A 19,995-nucleotide genomic window follows, 5' to 3' on the forward strand; every position below is an offset into this window, starting at 1 on the left:
GGGCCGTCAGTCGGTCGCGGGTACGGGCTCCGGCCCGCCCTTGGCCGCCGGCTCCGCCTCGGCCGACGTCGTGGCCTTCTTCGCCCGGTTCCTGATGACGAGCATCGAGGTGACGCCGATCAGTACCGCGAGGACGAGGCCCAGCCAGGAGAAGCGCTTCAGCCACGCCTCGGCGACGACACCCACCGAGTAGACGACGGCGGTCGTCCCCCCGGCCCAGACGATTCCGCCCAGTACGTTGGCGATGAGGAACTTCCAGTACGGCATCCGCAGCACGCCCGCGAGCGGCCCGGCGAAGATCCGCAGCAGTGCGACGAAACGGCCGAAGAAGACCGCCCACATGCCCCACTTCTGGAACGACCGCTCGGCCATGGCGATCTGTGCCTCGCCGAAGTGCTTCGGGAACTTGCCCGCGAGCCACCCGAGCAGTGGTCTGCCGCCCCTGCGGCCGATGGCGTAGCCGATCGAGTCGCCGATGATCGCGCCGGCGGTGGCGGACGCCCCGAGGACGTACGGGTTGATGTCACCGTGCTGCGAGGCCAGTAGCGCCGAGCTGACGAGGACGATCTCACCCGGCAGCGGGATACCGAGGCTTTCGAGCCCGATCACCACGCCGACCAGCACATAGACGCTGATCGCCGGTACGGTCTCCAGCCACTCCTGGACGTGCAAGACCGGTTCCTCCTGTGTCGGATGTGCCGCTGCCCGGCGTGCGCCTTCCAGGCGCACGCCGGGCAGCCTACCTGGGCGTGGCACTTCCCGATGACCGCGGCCGGCCCGGCCCCGGCCGTCGGCGGCGGCGGCCGGGTCAGGTGTTGAGGCGCAGCGTCCAGACGATGGTCATCTCGCCGGTGACGGCACCGTCCTCGCGGTTGAAGACGACGGCGACGGGGAACTCGGGGCGACCGCCCTCGTCGAGTTCGGCGACGACCTCGGCCACCGGGCGGCCCACGGTGGCGGTCGCCGTGATGTCGCCCATGGCGAGCTTTTTGTAGCCTATTTCCGCCTTGACAACGAGCGGGACGGCGCGGGAGAGCTGGTCGCCGAAGGCGGCGAGCACGATGGCGCCGCTGACGGTGTCCCCGAGCGTGAACATCGCGCCGGCGTGCGGGCCCCCCATGTGGTTGTGGAAGTCGGCCTGGTCCGGAAGCCGTACGACAGCGCGTTCGGCGGTGGTTTCGAGGAACTCCATGTGGAGGGTCCTCGCCATGGGAACGGTGGCGGCGAGCATCTCGCCGACGGTCATCTGATCAGAGTTCATACGGCGCGACATTACCCACGAGTAGCCTCAGTTGCCATCCTGCGACAGGGCGGCCGTAGCAGTGCGTGGACACCCCCTCTATCGTTACTCGCCATGTGGCCAGGACAGCAGCCGCCCGGGGGCGAGCAGAACCCGCAGGATCCGAATTCCAACCCGTACCAGCAGCCGGGGTACCAGCAGCCGAATCCCTACCAGCAGCCGGGGTACCAGCAGCAGCCGGGTTATCCGCAGCAGCAGCCCGGCTACCCGCAGCAGCCGGGACAGCAGCAGCCCAACCCGTACCAGCAGCCGACCAGACCGCAGTACGCGGTCCCGGGGCCCGGGCAGCCGGGCGGACCCGGTGGTCCCGATCCCTCGCAGGACAAGAAGCGCACGAGGACGGTCGCGATCATCGCGGCCTCGGCGGTCGTCGTGGCAGCAGCCGCCACGGGCTTCTTCGTGATGCAGGGCGACGGCGGGAGCGAGAACGTCGCCGACGACTCCAAGGCGTCCGAGTCGAAGGAGCCGAAGACGAAGCCGTCGCCGGAGGACAACCCGCGCGACGGTTCGGGCGCCGGCAAGCCGACCGTCGCGGGCTGGAAGGTCGTGACCAACCCCAATCACGGGACCCAGTTCGACGTCCCCGCCGACTGGGTCGTCGAGAAGCCCGACACGTTCTCGGGCTTCGAGGACGCCGAGAAGGGTGACGGCTCGCCCGCCATCAGCTTCTCCGCACCCGCCTTCCTCAAGGAGAACTGGTGCGAGCAGGACACCGACAAGGACGGCACGATGGAGACCGTCAGCCTCGGCGGCACGGGCACCAAGGGCGGCCAGGGCGCCAAGGACACCGCGACCGCCGCCAGCAACGAGTCCGGCAGCTGGGTCTGGGCCGCGTACGCCCAGGAAGCCACCGAGGCGCAGCAGCAGGCGGCGATCAAGGTCGAGAAGTCCAAGGCCTTCACGACGGAGGCCGGACTCAAGGGGCACTACTCGACGGCCGCGAGCACGGGCCTTCCCAAGAAGGAGAAGTGCGACAGCGACGGCAAGTCGATCGCCTTCACCTTCACCAACGCCAAGGGTGACTACACGACATGGGTCGTGTACGGCGCCAAGGGCGTGGACGACGAGATCCCGGACGCCACGCTGATGAAGATCATGAGCACCGTCCGGCTGGCCCAGTAATCCGGACCTGAGTCCCGTCCGGCGTCCTGACCGGTGTACGGCCGAGCCCCCGCGGACCACCTCCACGCGGGGGCTCAGCCGATGCCGAACGCCCCCTCGGGCGGCTCGGGCGACGCCACCGCGCCGGCGTCGCGCACGACCGGCGCGGCACCGGTGAACCGCCGTAGCGACGCCCCGTGTTCGACCCGCGCCGGAAAGGCGTCGGAAGCGGTCCGGCGCGCCAGGGCCGCCGTGTCGATCGGCGCGTGCGAGGCGAGGAGTACGGCGTTGCCGAACCGGCGTCCGCGCAGCACCGACGGCTCGGCGATCAGCGCCAGCTCCTCGAACACCGAGGCAAAGGTGGCCAGTTGGGACTTGAGGAAGGTGAAGGGCGCGCCGTCGGCGAGGTTGGCCGCGTAGAGGCCGTCGGTCCGCACCACGCGCTCGGCGAGGCGCGCGTACTCCACGGATGTCAGATGGGCGGGCACCCGCGAGCCGCCGAAGACGTCGGCGATGAGCAGATCGACCGAGCGGGCCGGCGCGGAGGCGAGCCAGGCCCGGGCGTCCGCGCCGTGCACGGCGATCCCGGCGCCCGCCGGGAGCGGCAACTCCTCGGCGACCAGCGCGAGCAGCGCCCCGTCGGCGTCGACCACGTCCTGTGCCGACCCCGGCCGGGTGGCGCTCACGTAGCGGGGCAGGGTGAGGGCCCCGCCGCCGAGGTGGAGCACGGTGAGCGGGTCGCCCTCGTCGGCGGCGCGGTCGACGACGTGCCCGAGGCGCCGGGTGTACTCGAATTCGAGATGGGTCGGTTCGTCCAGGTCGACGTACGACTGGGGTGCGCCGTCGACCGTCAGCAGCCAGGCCCGTTCGCGGTCCACGTCGGGCAGCAGACGGGCGGTGCCGCGGTCGACGGTCCGGATGACGGGGATCGCTTCGTTCACCGTCTCATTGTGCGCGCCGTGCCGTGCGGGCCCGACCGGGGCCCGTCCCCCCCGGGAAGGGAGGAGACGGGCCCGGCCGGATCCGGCCGCGTCAGATCAGCTCGGTCACCGTGCCCGCGCCGACCGTGCGTCCGCCCTCGCGGATCGCGAAGCCGAGCCCGGACTCCAGCGGCACGTCCCTGCCCAGCTCCACGGTCAGGGTGACCGTGTCACCGGGACGCGCCACGGCCAGCTCGCCGAGGTCGATGTCGCCGACCACGTCCGCCGTCCGGATGTAGAACTGCGGCCGGTATCCCGTGGTGACCGGCGTCGTACGCCCGCCTTCCTTCGCCGACAGGACGTACACCCGCGCGGTGAAGCGCCTGCTCGGTACGACACTGTCCGGCGCGGCCACCACATGGCCCCGGCGGATCGCGTCGCGTGGCATGCCGCGCAGCAGCAGGGCGACGTTGTCGCCGGCCTCGGCGGACTCCATCGGCTTCCCGAAGGTCTCCAGCGAGGTGACCGTGCTGAGCTGCGGCCCGGAGTCGGCACCGAGCACCTCGATCCGGTCGCCCACGCGCACGGTGCCGCGCTCGACGGCGCCGGTGACGACCGTGCCGCGCCCGGTGATGGTCAGGACGTTCTCCACCGGGAGCAGGAACGGCGCGTCGGTGTACCTGACGGGGATCGGCACGTAGGTGTCGACCGCGTCGAGCAGCGCCCGCACGGCCTCCGTCCAGCGCGGGTCGCCCTCCAGCGCCCGGAGCCCGGAGACCCGGACGACGGGAACGCTCTCCCCGCCGTACCCGTGCGCGCTGAGCAGTTCACGGACTTCCAGCTCGACCAGGTCGGTCAGCTCGTCGTCGCCGGCGTCGGCCTTGTTGAGGGCGACGACGATGTGGTCGACGCCGACCTGGCGGGCGAGCAGTACGTGCTCGGCGGTCTGCGGCATGATCCCGTCGAGCGCGGACACGACGAGGATCGCCCCGTCGAGCTGCGCGGCTCCGGTGACCATGTTCTTGATGTAGTCGGCGTGGCCGGGCATGTCGACGTGCGCGTAGTGCCGGGTGTCCGTCTCGTACTCGACGTGCGCGATGTTGATGGTGATACCGCGCGCCGCCTCCTCCGGGGCCCGGTCGATCCGGTCGAACGGCACGAACGTGCCGGTCCCGCTCTCGCTGAGGACCTTGGTGATGGCCGCGGTCAGGGTGGTCTTGCCGTGGTCGACGTGGCCCATGGTGCCGATGTTGAGGTGCGGCTTGGTGCGCACGTATGCCGTCTTGGGCATGGCTGACGTGTTCCTTCCAGGAACTCGAAGCGTGGTGGGGACCCCGGGGCCTTGCCGACCCTCCCCCTGTGGGGTCCGCCGGACGATCCGGGAAGGGTCAGCTTCGGGCGCCGTCGAGGAGCGCCGTGGCGGCGGCCTCCGCCGCCACCGCTTCGGCGTGCGCTGCGAGGAATGCGGCAGCCTTCGGCGCGTCCGCGACTGCGGACTGCGCTGCGTGGAAGGCGTACCGGAACATGCCTTTGATGATGTCCGACGGGCGACGGGGCGTCGACAGGTTTTCTCACACCCCGCGCCCCGGCGGTCAGAGGTGCTTCAGGGCCTCGCGCACGGAGAGCGGGGAGAGCCGGTCGCGGGCTCCCGCCACGAAGTCCTGGACGGCGGCCGGGTCCGTCTTGGCGTACTCGCGCAGGCACCAGCCGATCGCCTTGCGGATGAAGAAGTCGGGGTGCCCGGACTGCCGGAGGCAGTAGCCGAACAGCCGCCCGGTGTCGGTCTCCCGCTTGTAGGCGAGCTGGTGCAGCAGCGCGGTGCGCGCGATCCACAGGTTCTCGTCCTCGATCCAGACGTCCATCTCCTTCAGCAGGGAGGGGTCGGCGGCGACCAGCCCGCCCGCGAGATGGGCGGCGAGGAGGTCGACCGTGTCCCACCAGGGGTCCGTGGAGACGAGGTGCCGTACGACGGGGAGGAAACCGGAGGAGAGGCGCCCGACATGGCGGCGGAGGTAGTCGACCGCGAAGTACCGGTACTCCCGCTCGGGCAGCTCCCAGCAGCGCAGCGCGATCGCCACGCAGTCCGTCTCGTCGGGGCGCGGCAGTGAGTGGAGCACCCGCCGTGACAGCGCGCGGCGTTCGGGGGTGGGGACGCCGAGGAAGGGGGCGATGCCCTTCATGTACGCGGCGGACCGCTCGGCCCGTACCGGATCGGCGGCTGTGGCGTAATCGACCGTGAGCCGTTCCAGGACGGTGTCGGCGAGCGCGCTGGGCGGCGGGGCGAGGGTCATGACGTGCAGGCTAAGGGCAGCCACCGACAACGCGGGCGGGCCGGCGTACGTCCCCGGAGGAGCCGCTCGGACGCCCGAGTGGCGGTTGTCTCCCGCCCCTTGACGACGATCACCACTCGTCGTCGGTTAGTCTCCCCGAATGCTCGACCCTGTCGACAGGCCGTCCGCCGGCCTCACGGTCCGCTGGACGAGGGTGCTGCTCTCACCCTGGTCCAGGCTCTCTCTCCTCGTGCTCGTACTGGTGTGCGCGGGGATCGCGGTGCTGGTCTACGAACCGCAGAGATTCATCTCGGCCGGCTGGCCGCAGCTGAGCGGCGGTGCCGCGGTGGTGCTGTTCGCCGCCGCCTACGGGGTGTGCACGGCGGCCTTCGTGCCGCGCCCGCTGCTGAATCTCGCGGCGGGCGCCCTGTTCGGGACGGCGGTCGGCCTCCCGGCGGCCATCGCGGGCACGGTGCTGGGCGGGGGGATCGCCTTCGGACTCGGCCGTTTCCTCGGTCAGGACGCGCTGCGTCCGCTGCTGCGGGGCCGCTGGCTGACCGCGGCGGACGGCCAGTTGAGCCGGCACGGCTTCCGTTCGATGATGGTGGTCCGCCTGTTCCCGGGGGTGCCGTTCCAGGCCGCCAACTACTGTGCGGCGGTGTCGCGCATGGGCTGGGCGCCGTTCCTGCTGGCGACGGCCGTGGGGACGATCCCCAACACGGCGGCGTACGTGGTCGCGGGCAGCCAGGCGGGCTCGCCGACGTCGCCGGCGTTCCTGATCGCGATGGGTTTCATCGTGCTGACGGGCGCGGGGGCGGCGGCGCTGGCCTGGCGCAAACGCCACCGGCTGCGCCCGGGCCCGGCGAACGAGGCCCCCGCGGAGGACCGGATACCGGAGCCGGTGGGCTGACCGGGGCCCGGTCCTCGATAAGGCCTTCTCATCCCTCGAACACCGGGCCGGAAGCGTCCTCAATCGCCGGGCGGGCTCAAGAACGTCCGCCCGACCCGCCCAGCACCAGGTCCCCGCCGGGCGGGATCGTCGAGAAGCGGGCCACGTCGGACGGCGTGACCTCCGTCAGCTCCGCCGGTGACCACCTCGGCGTCCGGTCCTTGTCGATCACCTGCGCCCTGATGCCCTCCACCAGATCGGGCGTCCGCAGCGCCGCGCACGACGCGCGGTACTCCGCGGCCAGCACCTCCTCCAGCGTCCCCTGCCGCCGCGCCCGCCGCACGGCCGCGAGCGTCGCCTTCAGCGCCGTGGGCGACTTCGTCAGGATCGTCTCCGCCGTCTGCTTCGCCGCGTGGTGCCCACTGGCGAACAGCCGGTCCACGATCTCCTCGACCGAGTCCGCCGCGTAACACGCGTCGATCCACTCCCGGTCGGCGGCCAGTTCCCCCTCGGGCGGCGCCGTCGCATGGCGCCGTACGGCCACCGGCACGTCCGTGGAGGCGAGTTGGGCCGCCAGCTCGGGCAGCCGTTCGGAGGGGACGAAGTGGTCGGCGAGTCCGCAGAGCATCGCGTCGGCCGCGCCGACCGCCGCGCCGGTGAGGGCGAGATGCGTGCCGAGTTCGCCGGGCGACCGGGAGAGCAGATACGTACCGCCGACGTCCGGCACGAGGCCGATGCCGGTCTCGGGCATGGCGATCCGCGAGCGTTCGGTGACGATCCGGACGTCGCCGTGCGCCGAGACGCCCACGCCGCCGCCCATCACGATGCCGTCCATGAAGGCGACGTAGGGCCCCGGGTGGCGCGCGACGCGGGCGTTGAGCCGGTACTCGTCGCGCCAGAACGCGGGCGACGCGGCGCCGCCCGTACGCGCGTCCTCGTAGATCGCCCGGATGTCGCCGCCCGCGCACAGCCCGCGTTCCCCGGCGCCGTCGAGGACCACCGTCCTGATGGACGGGTCCCGCTCCCACTCGGTGAGGGCGGCGTCGATGCGCGACACCATGGCGTGGGTGAGGGCGTTGAGCGCGCGCGGCCGGTTGAGCGTGAGCCGCCCGACGCGCCCGTCGCGCCGTACGAGAACCGTCTCGTCCTCCTCAGGAGGGCCGTCCTTCATCGTCCGCCCCCTTCGGCCCCGGCCGGCAGGTCCAGTGCCTCGACGATCCGCTCGGCGGCCAGCGTGGCCGTCAACGAGCCCTCCCGTACCTCCTGTTCGAGCACCGGGGCGAGGCTGCGTACGCCCGGATGGCTCCGCAGCCGGTCCAGCAGGTGGTCACGGACCATCGACCACGTCCAGTCGACCTGCTGGTCGCTCCGCTTGCGCTGGAGGCGTCCACTCGTGTCGAGGACCTTGCGGTGCTGCTCCAGCCGCTCCCAGACGGTGTCGAGCCCGGTCCCCTCACGCGCGCTGCACGTCAGCACCGGCGGCGTCCACGCCGCGTCGGCCGGGTGCATCAGCCGCAGCGCGCCCGCGAGTTCACGCGCGGCGGACTTCGCGTCCCGCTCGTGCGGCCCGTCGGCCTTGTTGACGGCGATGAGGTCCGCCAGCTCCAGCACGCCCTTCTTGATGCCCTGGAGCTGGTCGCCGGTGCGGGCGAGACTCAGCAGCAGGAAGGAGTCGACCATGTTCGCGACGGCTGTCTCCGACTGGCCGACGCCGACGGTCTCGACGAGCACCACGTCGTAACCCGCCGCCTCCATCACGATGATCGTCTCGCGGGTCGCCTTGGCGACGCCGCCCAGCGTGCCCGCCGTGGGCGACGGCCGCACGAACGCAGCCGGGTCGACGGCCAGGCGCTCCATACGGGTCTTGTCGCCGAGGATCGAGCCGCCGGTCCTGCTGGACGACGGGTCGACGGCGAGGACGGCGACCCGGTGCCCGAGACCGGTGAGCAGGGTCCCGAGGGCGTCGATGAAGGTGGATTTGCCGACACCGGGCACGCCGCTGATACCGATCCTGCGCGCCGTGCCGGTGTACGGCAGAAGCGCGGTCAGGAGCCGCTGGGCGAGTTCCCGGTGGTCGGCCCTGGTGGACTCCACGAGGGTGATGGCGCGCGCGACCGCCGAACGGGAGCCGTCGAGCACGCCTTTGGCGTACGCGTCGATGTCGATGGTGTTCCGAGGGGCCACCGGCTCACCGCTCGTGGCCGAGAGCGGCGGTCAGGGTCGTGAGCAGATCGAGCGCGGCGTCGGGAATGACCGTGCCGGGCGGGAAGACGGCCGCCGCGCCCGCGCGGTGCAGTTCCTCGATGTCCCCGGGCGGGATCACACCGCCGACGACGATCATGATGTCCTCGCGGCCCTCCTTGGCGAGTTCCTCACGCAGGGCGGGCACGAGCGTGAGGTGCCCGGCGGCCAGCGACGACACCCCGACGATGTGCACGTCGGCCTCGACGGCCTGCCGCGCCACCTCGCCGGGCGTCTGGAACAGCGGGCCGACGTCGACGTCGAAGCCCAGGTCGGCGAAGGCGGTCGCGATGACCTTCTGGCCGCGGTCGTGGCCGTCCTGGCCCATCTTGGCGACCAGGATGCGCGGGCGCCGCCCCTCGGCCTTCTCGAACTCCTCGACCGCGCCACGGGTCCGTTCGACCGCCGGTGACGCGCCGGCCTCGTTCCTGTACACACCGGAGATGGTACGGATCTGGCCGGAGTGCCGCCCGTACACCTTCTCCAGGGCGTCGGAGATCTCGCCGACGGTGGCCTTGGCGCGCGCCGCGTTCACGGCGAGGGCCAGCAGGTTGCCGTCGAGGCCCCGGGTCGATCCCGCCTCGGCCGCGCCGGTCAGGGCGCGCAGCGCGTCCTGGCAGACGGCCTCGTCGCGCTCGTCGCGGAGCCGGCGCAGCTTGGCGATCTGCTGCGTCCGTACGGAGGAGTTGTCGACCGATCGGACCTCGATCTGCTCGTCGGTCTCGACCAGGTACTTGTTGACGCCGATGACGGGCTGGCGACCGGAGTCGATCCTGGCCTGGGTACGGGCCGCCGCTTCCTCGATCCGGAGCTTGGGGATGCCCTCCGCGATGGCCTGCGCCATGCCGCCGGCCGCCTCGACCTCCTCGATGTGCTGCCAGGCGCGGCGCGCGAGGTCGTAGGTGAGCTTCTCGACGTACGCGCTGCCGCCCCACGGGTCGATGACGCGGCAGGTGCCCGACTCCTGCTGGAGCAGCAGTTGGGTGTTGCGGGCGATGCGCGCGGAGAAGTCGGTGGGCAGGGCCAGCGCCTCGTCGAGTGCGTTGGTGTGCAGCGACTGGGTGTGGCCCTGGGTGGCGGCCATCGCCTCGACACATGTACGGGGGACGTTGTTGAAGACGTCCTGTGCGGTGAGCGACCAGCCGGAGGTCTGTGAATGGGTGCGCAGCGAGAGGGACTTGGCGTTCTTGGGGTCGAACTTCTTGACGAGCCTGGCCCAGAGCAGCCGGGCCGCGCGCAGTTTCGCGATCTCCATGAAGAAGTTCATGCCGATGGCCCAGAAGAAGGAGAGCCGGGGCGCGAACGCGTCGACGTCGAGGCCCACGTCGAGTCCGGCGCGCAGATACTCCACACCGTCGGCGAGGGTGTAGGCGAGCTCCAGATCGGCCGTCGCGCCGGCTTCCTGGATGTGATAGCCCGAGATGGAGATGGAGTTGTAGCGCGGCATCTTCTGCGAGGTGTACGCGAAGATGTCGGAGATGATCCGCATCGAGGGCGCGGGCGGATAGATGTAGGTGTTGCGGACCATGAACTCTTTGAGGATGTCGTTCTGGATGGTCCCGGCCAGCTTCTCGGGCGGCACGCCCTGTTCCTCCGCCGCGACGATGTAGAGCGCGAGGACGGGCAGGACGGCGCCGTTCATCGTCATCGACACGGTCATCCGGTCGAGCGGGATGCCGTCGAAGAGCTGGCGCATGTCGTAGATCGAGTCGATGGCCACACCGGCCATGCCGACGTCACCGGTGACGCGCGGGTGGTCGCTGTCGTAGCCGCGGTGCGTCGGCAGGTCGAAGGCGACGGACAGGCCCTTCTGCCCGGCGGCGAGGTTGCGCCGGTAGAAGGCGTTGGACTCCTCGGCGGTGGAGAATCCGGCGTACTGACGGATCGTCCACGGCTGGTTGACGTACATCGTCGGGTAGGGGCCGCGCAGATACGGCGCGACGCCGGGGTACGTCCCGAGGAAGTCGAGGCCCGCGAGGTCCTGCGAGGTGTACAGCGGTTTGACGTCGATGCCCTCGGGTGTGTTCCAGACGAGGTCGGCGTCGCTCCTGCCGGTGCTCTCCTTGACGGCGGCGCGCCACTGTTCCTCGTTCGCGCCCGTGGCCGCGGCCGTGGCGGGCCCCAGGTCGATGCCGGTGAAGTCGGGGACGGTCATCGCGCCACTCCCAGGTGGTCGAGGGCGGCCGAGAGTACGGCGACGGCGTCGTCGCCCGCGGCGACGAACTCGTCGACTCCGGCCCGGGTGAAGGTCTCGCGCTGTTCGCCGGGTCGTCCCGCGAGGTACACGCGGGTGGCGCCGGCCGATTTAAGTGCCGCGGCGACCTGTTCGGCCTGTTCGGCGTAGAGCGGGTCGCTGGAGCAGAGGCAGGCGATGGTGGCGCCGCTGCGGGTGAGCGCGTCGGCGACGGTGGTGGCGTCGATGGTGACCGGGTCGTGGACCGGTTCGATGCCGCCGGACTGGAAGAGGTTCGACGCGAAGGTCGCGCGCGCCGTGTGCGCGGCGGCCGGGCCGAGCGCCGCCAGCAGGACGCGGGGGCGGGCGCCGGTCGACGCGAGGTGCGCGTCGGAGCGGGACCGCAGGGTCTCGAAGGCGTCGTCGCGGTGGACGGTGGGCAGTCCGCCGGTCGCGGCCGGGGGCGCCGCGTCGCGTACGACGGGTGCCTCGGCCAGCTGGGGGAACTCGCTGACGCCGGTGACCGGTTCGCGGCGGCGGGCCAGCTTCTCGGAGCGGGCCGCCCAGGTCCCGGCGAGGCGGTCGGCGATCAGGCCGGCGCGCAGCGCGGCGCGCTGGCCGCCGGCCCGTTCGATCTCCTGGAACCAGGCCCAGGCGGCGTGCGCGAGTTCGTCGGTGAGCCGCTCGACGTACCAGGAGCCGCCCGCCGGGTCGATGACGCGGCCGAGGTGGGACTCCTCGATGAGGATGGTCGAGGTGTTGCGGGCGATGCGGCGGGCGAAGCCGTCGGGGAGTCCGAGGGTGTGGTCGAAGGGCAGCACGGTCACGGAATCGGCGCCGCCGACCCCGGCGGCCAGCGAGGCGACCGTGGTGCGCAGCATGTTCACCCACGGGTCACGACGGGTCATCATCGCCGAGGACGTCACGGCGTGTTGGCGCTGTGCGGCGCCGGCCGGTCCCGCTCCGCTCACCTCGGCGACCCGGCCCCACAGCCTGCGCGCGGCGCGCAGTTTGGCGATGGTGAGGAACTGGTCGGCGGTCGCGGCGTACCTGAACTCCAGTTGGCCGCAGGCCGCTTCGACGGAGAGCCCGGCGGCGTCGAGGTCGCGCAGGGCGGCGACGCCCGCGGCGAGCGAGCAACCGAGTTCCTGCGCCGCCGAGCCGCCCGCCTCGTGGTAGGGCAGGGCGTCGACGACGAGGGCCCGCAGTCCGGGATACTCCCGGTGGCACAGCCCGGCGAGTTCGGCGGCGGCGCCCCGGAGTCCGGGGGCCTCGTCGCCGGTACGGGCGAGGCGGCCGAGCGGGTCGGCGCCGAGGGTGCCGCGCGCCTCGTCCCGGGGGACGTCGCGTTCGTCGTACAGGCGCAGCAACTCGGCGGCGGCGGCGGGGAATTCGTCGCCCGCGTCGAGCGCGATCGGGGCGAGGTCGAGATAGACACCGTCGAGGGCGTCGGCCAGACCGGAGACGGGTACGCCCGCCTCTCCCACCGCCAGCCACAGCGAGGTGGTGCCGTTGGCCAGGTCTTCCAGTACGGCGTCGTTGGTGCGCGCCGGGTCGGTGCGCGCGTGGCGCTGTCGTACGTCCCAGCCGCCGGGCGCGGGGCCGCCGGGGGTGCCGCCCCGGGTGAAGGGCGCGAAGCCCGGCAGGCCGCCGTCGCCCGGGTCGTCGGCCGCGGTGTAGAGGGGACGGGTGGTCAGTCCGGCTTCGATCGATGTCGACAGTGCGTCCTCGGCGGCGGTTCCCGAGACGTCCCGACCGGATTTCCGGAGTACCCCCTCCACCAGGCCCTGCCACTGCTCATGGGTCGGTGCGGGGAACTCGGCTGCCAGCGAAAGCCCGCTGTCGGGCAGGAGCGTCATGCCGAGATGTTAGGGCAGCCCATTCGGCGGTTAGCAGGTGGAACCGATGTGACCTTTCCCTCGCCCCCTTACGCCCCCTGACTGCCACCCGATGCGCCCCCGCCGCCCTCTCCTCTCCTCGTATCCTCGTCGGTTCCGCGTGTTCCGCGCCGGGGGCAGGGGGTTGGCGCCGTCCCGTAATCCGCAGCGGCTACGCTGCCCCAGACCGGCGCGTGATGCCCCTCCACACCCCCGCACGGATGAGCGATTTCCGCGCGCCGATTTATCAGTCCGCAACCCGCCACTGCCCCGTGTTCGCACCGGCCGGTGCACGATCTTTTCTTGGATGGCGTAGCACCCAATGTCTTGGTTCGAATCACTCATCCTCGGACTCGTCCAGGGGCTGACCGAGTTCCTGCCCATCTCCTCCAGCGCGCATCTGCGGCTGACGGCCGCCTTCGCGGGCTGGCACGACCCGGGTGCGGCGTTCACCGCGATCACCCAGATCGGTACGGAGGCGGCGGTCCTCATCTACTTCCGCAAGGACATCGCCAGGATCGTGTCGGCCTGGTTCCGCTCGCTGACGGACAAGGCGATGCGCTCCGACCACGACGCGAAGATGGGCTGGCTGGTGATCGTCGGCTCGATCCCGATCGGTGTGCTCGGGCTGGCGTTCAAGGACCACATCGAGGGGCCGTTCCGTGATCTGCGGCTGATCGCGACGACGTTGATCGTGATGGGCATCGTCCTCGGCATCGCGGACCGGCTGGCCGCGCGTGACGAGGCCGGCGGCAAGCACCGCGCCGTCAAGGAGCGCAAGTCGCTGAAGGAACTGGGCGTCAAGGACGGTCTGATCTTCGGGTTCTGCCAGGCCCTGGCGCTGATTCCGGGTGTCTCGCGGTCGGGTGCGACGATCAGCGGTGGACTGCTGATGGGCTACACCCGTGAGGCGGCGGCGCGTTACTCGTTCCTGCTGGCCGTCCCGGCCGTACTGGCCTCGGGGGCCTTCGAGTTGAAGGACGCGGGCGAGGGGCACGTCTCGTGGGGGCCGACGATCTTCGCGACGATCGTCGCCTTCATCGTCGGATACGCCGTCATCGCGTGGTTCATGAAGTTCATCACCACCAAGAGCTTCATGCCGTTCGTGATCTACCGGATCCTGCTCGGCATCGCGCTGTTCATCCTGGTCGGTACGGACACCCTGAGCCCGCACGCGGGCGATTCCGGCGGCTGACCGGACGGGAAAGGCCGCGCGGGGGCACACACTGACGCCATGAGTAACTATCAGGGACCGGCGACCCTCATCGTCGGCGACTCCGAGATCCCGGTCGTGGCCACCCTCAGTGGCGACCGGTCCGGCGCGCTCGGGTCGTGGGGCGGCAGCGTCCAGACCGAAGGGGTGGCGGACGGTCTCTACGAGCCCTCGGCCGACGACGGCATGCGGATCCGGCTGCCCGACGGGCGGGAGGGCAGCGTGCTGGCCACCCGTACCGCCATCGGCAGCGGGCGGATGAGGATCTCCGGGAGTGGCGACATCCCCTTCTGACCTTCCCCCCGGGGCAGTTGTGTGCGCACGGTGTGCCGAAGGACACGTTTGCCCGTGGCACGTGCCCGCGCCGCCGGATGGCGCGCGAAACCCTTGGTGGCACTGGGATCGGAGCTGACGCTCCGTGGGGTTGCCCTGTCGGCGTGTGAGCTATGCCGCTCGCCGAACGGCCCGGGAACCTCGCGGCGGCCCGTACGGTTGCCGTATGTCCACAACTTCCTCCTCCGCTCCCGCGGCGTCCGGCGCCGTCGCGGCCAACGAGCGCATCCGCGCCCTGGTCGACGCCGCCGACGGCACGTGGCCGGCCGAGGAGTACGAAGTCCTGCTGCTGGAATGGGCGGCGGCCTTGCACGACTCGGTCGACGAAGCCGCTTAGTCCCTGTCCGGGCTCCCGCGCGGAGGCGCGTAACGAAAGCCGGACGTCAGGCCCGGTCACGCGGTGTCACCGCGTGGCCGGGCCTCTCTCATGGCCGGTGCCTTCTCCGACCGGTGCCTTCTCCGTGCGGGCCGGGCGGGGGCGAGCCGTACGACGCGATACCGGCCGATCTCATGGACCGGATGATCGACAGATCCGTTCAGCCCTTGGCCTGGGGCCTCCGCTGCCGGAGACTGACCCGATGACGCAGCGTGTGGATCTCGCGACCGTGATGGACCAACTGGCCATCGATGAGGTGATCAGCGGTTACGCGATGGCCGTGGACGATTCGGACTGGCCCGGCTTTCTCGCCCTCTTCACTCCCGACGGGCGCGCCGACCACCGTGCCGCCGGTGGAATCGAGGGGTCGGCCGCCGAGGTGGCGGACTGGCTCGCCGGTGTCCTGGGCCGTTTTCCCGTACGCCAGCACCTGATCGGCAACCGCCGGCTGAGCTTCCAGGACCTCGGCGGATATCCGGGCGACCGCGCCGAGGTACGGGCCGACTGCCTGAGCACGATGTTCCCGGAGTCCGGTGAGGAGACGGCCGCCATCGGCCGTTACACGTTCGGCCTCTCCCGCACCGACGACGGATGGCGGCTGCACAGCGTCGTGGCGCGGGAGCGGGCGCGACGCGGCGCGGGTGTCACCACCGAGGGCTGACGGCGCGCGGGGCTGACGCGCCGGGGGCGCTCTGTCGTCGTACGCCCCCTCTCCCGCACACTGATCGGGAAGCACCGCTCAGGGGCGGACGGGCGGATCGGGCGGCACGAGGAGGCGCGGCATGCGGGTTCCGGCCGGCCGGCGGGAGATCTGGGGCCGCCGCTCGACTTCACCGGTGTGGCGCGGCGCCGCGGCCGTGACGGCCGGCGCGCTGCCCGCGCTCTCCTTCCCCGAACCGGGCCTCTGGTGGCTCGCGTACGGGGCTCTCGTGCCGTGGATGCTGCTGGTACGTACGGCTCCGACGGGCCGCCGCGCGGCCCTGGACGGCTGGCTCGGCGGGCTGGGCTTCATGCTCGCCGTCCATCACTGGCTCATGCCGAGCCTCCATGTGTTCATCGTGTTGCTGGCCGGGCTGCTGGGGCTGCTGTGGGCCCCGTGGGGCTGGCTGGTCCGCCTGCTGCTCGGCGGGCGCCCCTCACCCCGGCGTGCGGCCGCCGCGCTGGCGGTGGTGCCGTCGGGCTGGCTGATGATCGAGACCGTGCGGTCGTTCGAGGGCCTGGGCGGTCCCTGGGGGCTGCTGGGGGCCGCCCAGTGGGAGGTCGCCCCCGCGCTGCGGCTCGCCTCGGTGGGCGGCGTATGGCTGGTGACCCTTCTGGTGGTCACCGTGAACACCGCGCTGACCGTGCTGCTCACGGTGTCCACGGCCCGTACGGTCGCCGTCGCGGGGCTCGCGGCATCCGCCGTCGCCGTGACCTCCGCGTGGCTGTGGGCGCCACGCCCGGAATACTCGGGGCAGGCGCGTGTCGCCGTCGTCCAGCCCGGTGTCTTCGGCGGTCCCGACAGCGTCGAGCGGCGCTTCGACCACAGCGAGGAGCTGACCCGCTCGCTGGCCGGCCGGGATCTCGATCTCGTGGTGTGGGGCGAGAGCAGCGTCGGCCACGATCTGGCCACCCGGCCCGATCTCGCGGCGCGCATCGCCGTGCTGTCGCGCCAGGTCGGCGCCGAGATCCTGGTCAACGTGGACGCTGCGGGCACGGACGCGGCGGGGCGCACCGGGATCTTCAAGAGTGCCGTGCTGGTGGGTCCGAACGGTCCGACGGGTGACCGCTACGACAAGATGCGGCTGGTGCCGTTCGGCGAGTACGTCCCGGCGCGCGCGGCGCTCGGCTGGGCGACGTCGGTGGGCAAGGCGGCGGGCGAGGACCGCAGGCGCGGCACCCGCCAGGTGGTCATGGTGCTGCCCGGCGAGGGGCGGGGCGGGCTGCGGCTCGGCCCGCTGATCTGCTTCGAGTCGGCGTTCCCCGACATGAGCCGGCGACTGGCCGGGGACGGCGCGCAGTTGCTCGTCGCGCAGTCCTCGACATCGTCCTTCCAGCGGAGCTGGGCACCGGAGCAGCACGCCTCGCTGGCCGCGCTGCGGGCGGCCGAGACGGGCCGTCCGACGGTGCACGCCACGCTCACGGGCATGAGCGCGGTGTACGGCCCGGAGGGCGAGCGGGTCGGCGCCCCGCTCGGCACGGACAGCGGCGCGAGCGCCGTGTACGAGCTGCCGCTGGCGCGCGGCACCACCGCGTACGTCCGCTACGGCGACTGGCCCCTTTACGGCGCGCTTGCCGTGCTGGCGGCCCTGTGCGCCGCCGAGGGCGTCCGCGCGCTCAGGCGGCCTGTGCCCGTACCGCCAGAACCACCTGTTCACACAGCTCGTGCGTCAGCAGAGCGTCCCGGGCACTGAGCGTCTTCCCGGCGCGTACCGCGTCCAGGAATGTCAGCACACACTGCTCGATACCGCGCTGCCGGGCCACCGACACCCAGTCGCCGCGCCTGCGGACGCTGGGCTGGCCCTTGTGGTCGACGATCTCGGCGAGGTGGTGGACGGCCCGCTTGGTGTCCTGTCCGGAGACTTCGAGGATCTCCTCGGTCGAGCCGTTCATCCGGTTCATCATGCCGATGGCGGTGAAGCCGTCGCCGGAGAGCTGGAGCATGACGTGCTCGGTCAGGCCCTCGCGGGTCCGGGCGCGGACGTCGATGTGCTCGACCGGGCCGGGGAGAAGGAAGCGCAGGGTGTCCACGACATGGATGAAGTCGTCCAGGACGAGCGTGCGGGCGTCCTCGGGCAGTCCGACACGGTTCTTCTGCATGAGGATCAGGTCGCGTGGGTGTTCAAGGCACTGCGCGTAGGCGGGGGCGAAGCGCCGGTTGAAACCGACGGCCAGGCTCGTCCCGCGCTCCTCGGCGAGGGCCACCAGCCGCTCGGAGTCCGCGAGTTCGTACGCGAGGGGCTTGTCGACGAAGGTCGGCACACCGGCATCGAGCAGGCGGGTGACGATCTCGGCGTGGGCGGAGGTCGGCGCGTGGACGAACGCGGCGTCCAGGCCCTGGCCGAGCAGCGAATCGAGGTCGGTGTGGCGCCGCTCGTCGGGGATGTGGTGGGCGTCGCCGACCCGCGTGAGGGTGGCCGGGGTGCGGGTCTGCAGATGCAGCTCGGTCCCGGGCAGCGTGGTGAGCACCGGCAGATACGCCTTCTGGGCGATGTCGCCGAGCCCTATGCAGCCGACCTTCACGTGGGTCTCCCTGTCGCCTTGCCGCGGTTCCGTCTCACGCGCGGGTGCGCGAGGGTCCGTCACGCGGACCCTGATCCGCAGCATACGGGCGCCGCGGGGGCCGCCGGTCGGTGACGCCCGCGAACCCGCGCGGCGGGACGCCGGGGCCGGGCGGGTCGACGGCGGCAATACCTGGGCGGGCCGTGTCACCCGTGCGGGTCACACCGCGCGATTGCGGCCCCGACGTGCCGGGCGGGCGGCAGAGTTGGCCGGGTGACGCGGCGGACGAGAACGACAGCACTGCTCCTGCTCGGTGTGGCGGTCGGCGGGACCTCGGCCTGTGTGGCCGTGGAGCCCGGGGCGGGGGCCGGTGCCGGGCCGGGCGTCGGGGCCGTACGTGAGGCCCCGGCGTCCGGCGCCGTGGAGCCGCAGATCGTGCAGCCGCCGGCGCGCGAGGTTCTGGAGGCCGCGGGGCCACCCCGGCGTACGCCCCCGACTCGATCTGCCGTGGCGGGGACCGGGGTGGGGCCGCCGCCCGAGCCGCCCCGCCGTCGTACGGCCGTACGACCGCCGGCGCCATCCGCACCCCCGGTCCGGGCGGCTCCGACGCCGCCGCCGGACAGGGGAACGGGGCTGTGCGCGCTCGGTACGCGCTACGGCGGCTGGGCGCCGGGCAGCCCGGAGAGCCGTATCTGCGAGCGGACGTACGGCGACTGACCGATCCCGGCGCATCCGCGGGTCGAACCGGTGTCACGACACCTCGACCGGCCCGGATCTAGGGCCTGTCGTCCAGCAGCTGCCGCTCCAGCCGGCCGATCGCTGTCCGTACGCCGTCGCCGTACCCGTCGTCGCCGAGCACGTTCACCGCGGCGCGCGCCCGGGAGAGATGGAGCCGTGCCGCGTCGGGGCGCCGGAGCTTCAGGTAGTCGGCGGCGAGGTTGAGATGGAGCGAGGGGTAGAAGGCCCGTACCGCCGAGGAGGTACCGGCAGTGGCCGGGCCCTCGGCCGCGGTCAGGGCGCGCAGGTCCCAGGCGAGTTCGTCGCCGGGGTCGTCCTGGGTGTCCGCCATGTAGTGCGCGAGCGTGCAGCGGTGGAGCGGGTCCCCCGATTCACCGATCTCGGCCCACAGCTCGCCGAACCGGTTGCGCGCCTCCTCGCGGTCACCGCCGTGGAGCAGCATGACCGCCTGGCCGATCCTGGTCAGGACGGCGTCCTCCGACACCTCGCGCTGCTCCATCGCCTGCCGCCTCCCGCGCCCGTCCGGTCGATCCCGTCCGGCCCGACGCTAACCGCAGCGACCGGCAATCGCGCACAGGCTCACCCGCCCGGCGCGGACCGCCGGGCGCGGCGGGGCCGGGTCAGCCCAGGTCGGGGACGCGCCAGTCGATCGCCTTGTGTCCCTGCGCGGCGATAGCCTCGTTGATCTGTGTGAAGGGGCGGGAGCCGAAGAACTTCTTCGCCGACAGCGGCGACGGGTGCGCGCCCTTGACCACCACGTGCCGTGTCTCGTCGATCAGCGGCAGCTTCTTCTGCGCGTAGGCACCCCAGAGCACGAAGACCGCGGGATCCGGCCGGGCGTCCACGGCGCGGATCACCGCGTCCGTCATCTGCTCCCAGCCCTTGCCCTTGTGCGAGTTGGCCTCGCCGGCCCGCACCGTGAGAACGGCGTTGAGCAGCAGCACGCCCTGCTCCGCCCACGGCATCAGATATCCGTTGTCGGGGACCGGGTGGCCCAGCTCCTCCTTCATCTCCTTGTAGATGTTCCGCAAGGAGGGAGGTGTGCGCACACCGGGCCGCACCGAGAAGCAGAGGCCGTGTCCCTGCCCCTCTCCGTGATACGGATCCTGGCCGAGGACCAGGACCTTCACCTGGTCGTACGGCGTGGCGTCGAGCGCGGCGAACACCTCGTCGCGCGGGGGGTAGACCGGCCCCTTCGACCGCTCTTCCTCGACGAACTCGGTGAGCTCCTTGAAGTAGGGCTTCTGCAGCTCGTCGCCGAGGACGCCGCGCCAGGATTCGGGCAGCATGTCGGTGTCGGTCACGTGAACAACCTCCGGTAAGCGATCAGTTGGTCCACTCCTGAACCTACCGGTGACCACTG

At 71.9% G+C, this 19,995-nt stretch carries 21 protein-coding genes; 8 read left to right on the plus strand and 13 right to left on the minus strand.

Going from position 1 to position 19,995, the window contains the following annotated elements; translation table 11 throughout:
• Positions 1–6: 6 nt before the first annotated feature.
• Together P3L51_RS08275 and P3L51_RS08280 are read right to left on the minus strand one after the other, a co-directional pair.
• Positions 7–672, minus strand: coding sequence for a DedA family protein (locus tag P3L51_RS08275; RefSeq protein ID WP_354604436.1), 666 nt, complete (start codon positions 670–672; stop codon positions 7–9).
• A gap of 136 nt (positions 673–808) precedes the next feature.
• Positions 809–1,246, minus strand: coding sequence for a DUF4442 domain-containing protein (locus tag P3L51_RS08280; RefSeq protein WP_354604470.1), 438 nt, complete (start codon positions 1,244–1,246; stop codon positions 809–811).
• 108 nt (positions 1,247–1,354) lie between these two features.
• Here P3L51_RS08280 and P3L51_RS08285 point away from each other — a divergent pair, with 108 nt between their 5' ends.
• Positions 1,355–2,422, plus strand: coding sequence for a DUF8017 domain-containing protein (locus P3L51_RS08285; protein ID WP_354604437.1), 1,068 nt, complete (start codon positions 1,355–1,357; stop codon positions 2,420–2,422).
• Positions 2,423–2,496: 74 nt separating this feature from the next.
• Here the strand turns inward: P3L51_RS08285 and P3L51_RS08290 are convergent, their stop codons facing one another.
• The 4 genes from P3L51_RS08290 to P3L51_RS08305 all read right to left on the minus strand — a co-directional run bounded on the left by P3L51_RS08290 (position 2,497) and on the right by P3L51_RS08305 (position 5,612).
• Positions 2,497–3,342 (minus strand): spermidine synthase, encoded by an 846-nt coding sequence (locus tag P3L51_RS08290; protein ID WP_354604438.1) that lies wholly within the window; start codon positions 3,340–3,342, stop codon positions 2,497–2,499.
• A 91-nt stretch (positions 3,343–3,433) separates the two neighbouring features.
• Positions 3,434–4,612: an elongation factor Tu gene (tuf, locus tag P3L51_RS08295; protein ID WP_354604439.1), complete on the minus strand. Its 1,179-nt coding sequence runs from the start codon at positions 4,610–4,612 to the stop codon at positions 3,434–3,436.
• Positions 4,613–4,709: 97 nt separating this feature from the next.
• Positions 4,710–4,847, minus strand: a complete 138-nt coding sequence (locus P3L51_RS08300; protein WP_354604440.1) for a hypothetical protein — start codon at positions 4,845–4,847, stop codon at positions 4,710–4,712.
• Positions 4,848–4,913: 66 nt separating this feature from the next.
• Entirely contained in the window at positions 4,914–5,612 is a 699-nt protein-coding gene (locus P3L51_RS08305) for a DNA alkylation repair protein (RefSeq protein ID WP_354604441.1), read from the minus strand.
• Positions 5,613–5,751: 139 nt separating this feature from the next.
• On the opposite strand from P3L51_RS08305, the gene P3L51_RS08310 reads away from it, so the two are divergent.
• Positions 5,752–6,501: a TVP38/TMEM64 family protein gene (locus tag P3L51_RS08310; protein ID WP_354604442.1), complete on the plus strand. Its 750-nt coding sequence runs from the start codon at positions 5,752–5,754 to the stop codon at positions 6,499–6,501.
• A gap of 76 nt (positions 6,502–6,577) precedes the next feature.
• Here P3L51_RS08310 and P3L51_RS08315 read toward each other — a convergent pair whose 3' ends face one another.
• The 4 genes from P3L51_RS08315 to P3L51_RS08330 are packed head-to-tail and all read right to left on the minus strand — an operon-like array spanning position 6,578 to position 12,753.
• The gene (locus tag P3L51_RS08315) at positions 6,578–7,651 is read right to left on the minus strand and encodes an enoyl-CoA hydratase/isomerase family protein (RefSeq protein ID WP_354604443.1); all 1,074 of its coding nucleotides are present in this window, start codon (positions 7,649–7,651) and stop codon (positions 6,578–6,580) included.
• Entirely contained in the window at positions 7,648–8,664 is a 1,017-nt protein-coding gene (gene meaB, locus P3L51_RS08320; RefSeq protein ID WP_354604444.1) for a methylmalonyl Co-A mutase-associated GTPase MeaB, read from the minus strand. Before meaB ends, P3L51_RS08315 begins: the two co-directional genes overlap by 4 nt.
• A gap of 4 nt (positions 8,665–8,668) precedes the next feature.
• The gene (scpA, locus tag P3L51_RS08325; protein ID WP_354604445.1) at positions 8,669–10,876 is read right to left on the minus strand and encodes a methylmalonyl-CoA mutase; all 2,208 of its coding nucleotides are present in this window, start codon (positions 10,874–10,876) and stop codon (positions 8,669–8,671) included.
• Positions 10,873–12,753 (minus strand): methylmalonyl-CoA mutase family protein, encoded by a 1,881-nt coding sequence (locus tag P3L51_RS08330; RefSeq protein ID WP_354604446.1) that lies wholly within the window; start codon positions 12,751–12,753, stop codon positions 10,873–10,875. The genes scpA and P3L51_RS08330 overlap by 4 nt, the downstream gene beginning before the upstream one ends.
• 340 nt (positions 12,754–13,093) lie before the next feature.
• On the opposite strand from P3L51_RS08330, the gene P3L51_RS08335 reads away from it, so the two are divergent.
• The 5 genes from P3L51_RS08335 (at position 13,094) to lnt (ending at position 17,086) form a co-directional block, all read left to right on the plus strand.
• Positions 13,094–13,966 carry an undecaprenyl-diphosphate phosphatase gene (locus tag P3L51_RS08335; RefSeq protein ID WP_354604447.1) on the plus strand — a complete coding sequence of 291 codons (873 nt, stop codon included), beginning with the start codon at positions 13,094–13,096 and terminating at the stop codon, positions 13,964–13,966.
• Between the two features lie 39 nt (positions 13,967–14,005).
• Positions 14,006–14,278, plus strand: coding sequence for a DUF4873 domain-containing protein (locus tag P3L51_RS08340; RefSeq protein ID WP_354604448.1), 273 nt, complete (start codon positions 14,006–14,008; stop codon positions 14,276–14,278).
• A 205-nt stretch (positions 14,279–14,483) separates the two neighbouring features.
• Positions 14,484–14,654, plus strand: a complete 171-nt coding sequence (locus tag P3L51_RS08345) for a hypothetical protein (RefSeq protein WP_023543147.1) — start codon at positions 14,484–14,486, stop codon at positions 14,652–14,654.
• Between the two features lie 241 nt (positions 14,655–14,895).
• On the plus strand, positions 14,896–15,354 hold the full coding sequence (locus P3L51_RS08350) for a nuclear transport factor 2 family protein (RefSeq protein WP_354604449.1): 459 nt from the start codon (positions 14,896–14,898) through the stop codon (positions 15,352–15,354).
• 121 nt (positions 15,355–15,475) lie between these two features.
• Positions 15,476–17,086: an apolipoprotein N-acyltransferase gene (lnt, locus tag P3L51_RS08355; RefSeq protein ID WP_354604450.1), complete on the plus strand. Its 1,611-nt coding sequence runs from the start codon at positions 15,476–15,478 to the stop codon at positions 17,084–17,086.
• On the opposite strand, the gene P3L51_RS08360 is transcribed toward lnt, so the two are convergent.
• Positions 17,010–17,915 (minus strand): Gfo/Idh/MocA family protein, encoded by a 906-nt coding sequence (locus P3L51_RS08360; RefSeq protein WP_354604451.1) that lies wholly within the window; start codon positions 17,913–17,915, stop codon positions 17,010–17,012. The genes lnt and P3L51_RS08360 overlap by 77 nt on opposite strands.
• A gap of 252 nt (positions 17,916–18,167) precedes the next feature.
• Between P3L51_RS08360 and P3L51_RS08365 the strand changes: the two genes are divergently transcribed.
• The gene (locus P3L51_RS08365) at positions 18,168–18,611 is read left to right on the plus strand and encodes a hypothetical protein (RefSeq protein ID WP_354604452.1); all 444 of its coding nucleotides are present in this window, start codon (positions 18,168–18,170) and stop codon (positions 18,609–18,611) included.
• A 58-nt stretch (positions 18,612–18,669) separates the two neighbouring features.
• Here P3L51_RS08365 and P3L51_RS08370 read toward each other — a convergent pair whose 3' ends face one another.
• Together P3L51_RS08370 and P3L51_RS08375 are read right to left on the minus strand one after the other, a co-directional pair.
• Complete coding sequence (locus P3L51_RS08370) at positions 18,670–19,131, minus strand: hypothetical protein (RefSeq protein WP_354604453.1); 462 nt, start codon at positions 19,129–19,131, stop codon at positions 18,670–18,672.
• Between the two features lie 121 nt (positions 19,132–19,252).
• The gene (locus P3L51_RS08375; protein WP_354604454.1) at positions 19,253–19,936 is read right to left on the minus strand and encodes a uracil-DNA glycosylase; all 684 of its coding nucleotides are present in this window, start codon (positions 19,934–19,936) and stop codon (positions 19,253–19,255) included.
• Positions 19,937–19,995 lie beyond the last annotated feature (59 nt).

This window comes from Streptomyces panacea, assembly GCF_040560175.1.
Taxonomy (GTDB): domain Bacteria; phylum Actinomycetota; class Actinomycetes; order Streptomycetales; family Streptomycetaceae; genus Streptomyces; species Streptomyces panacea.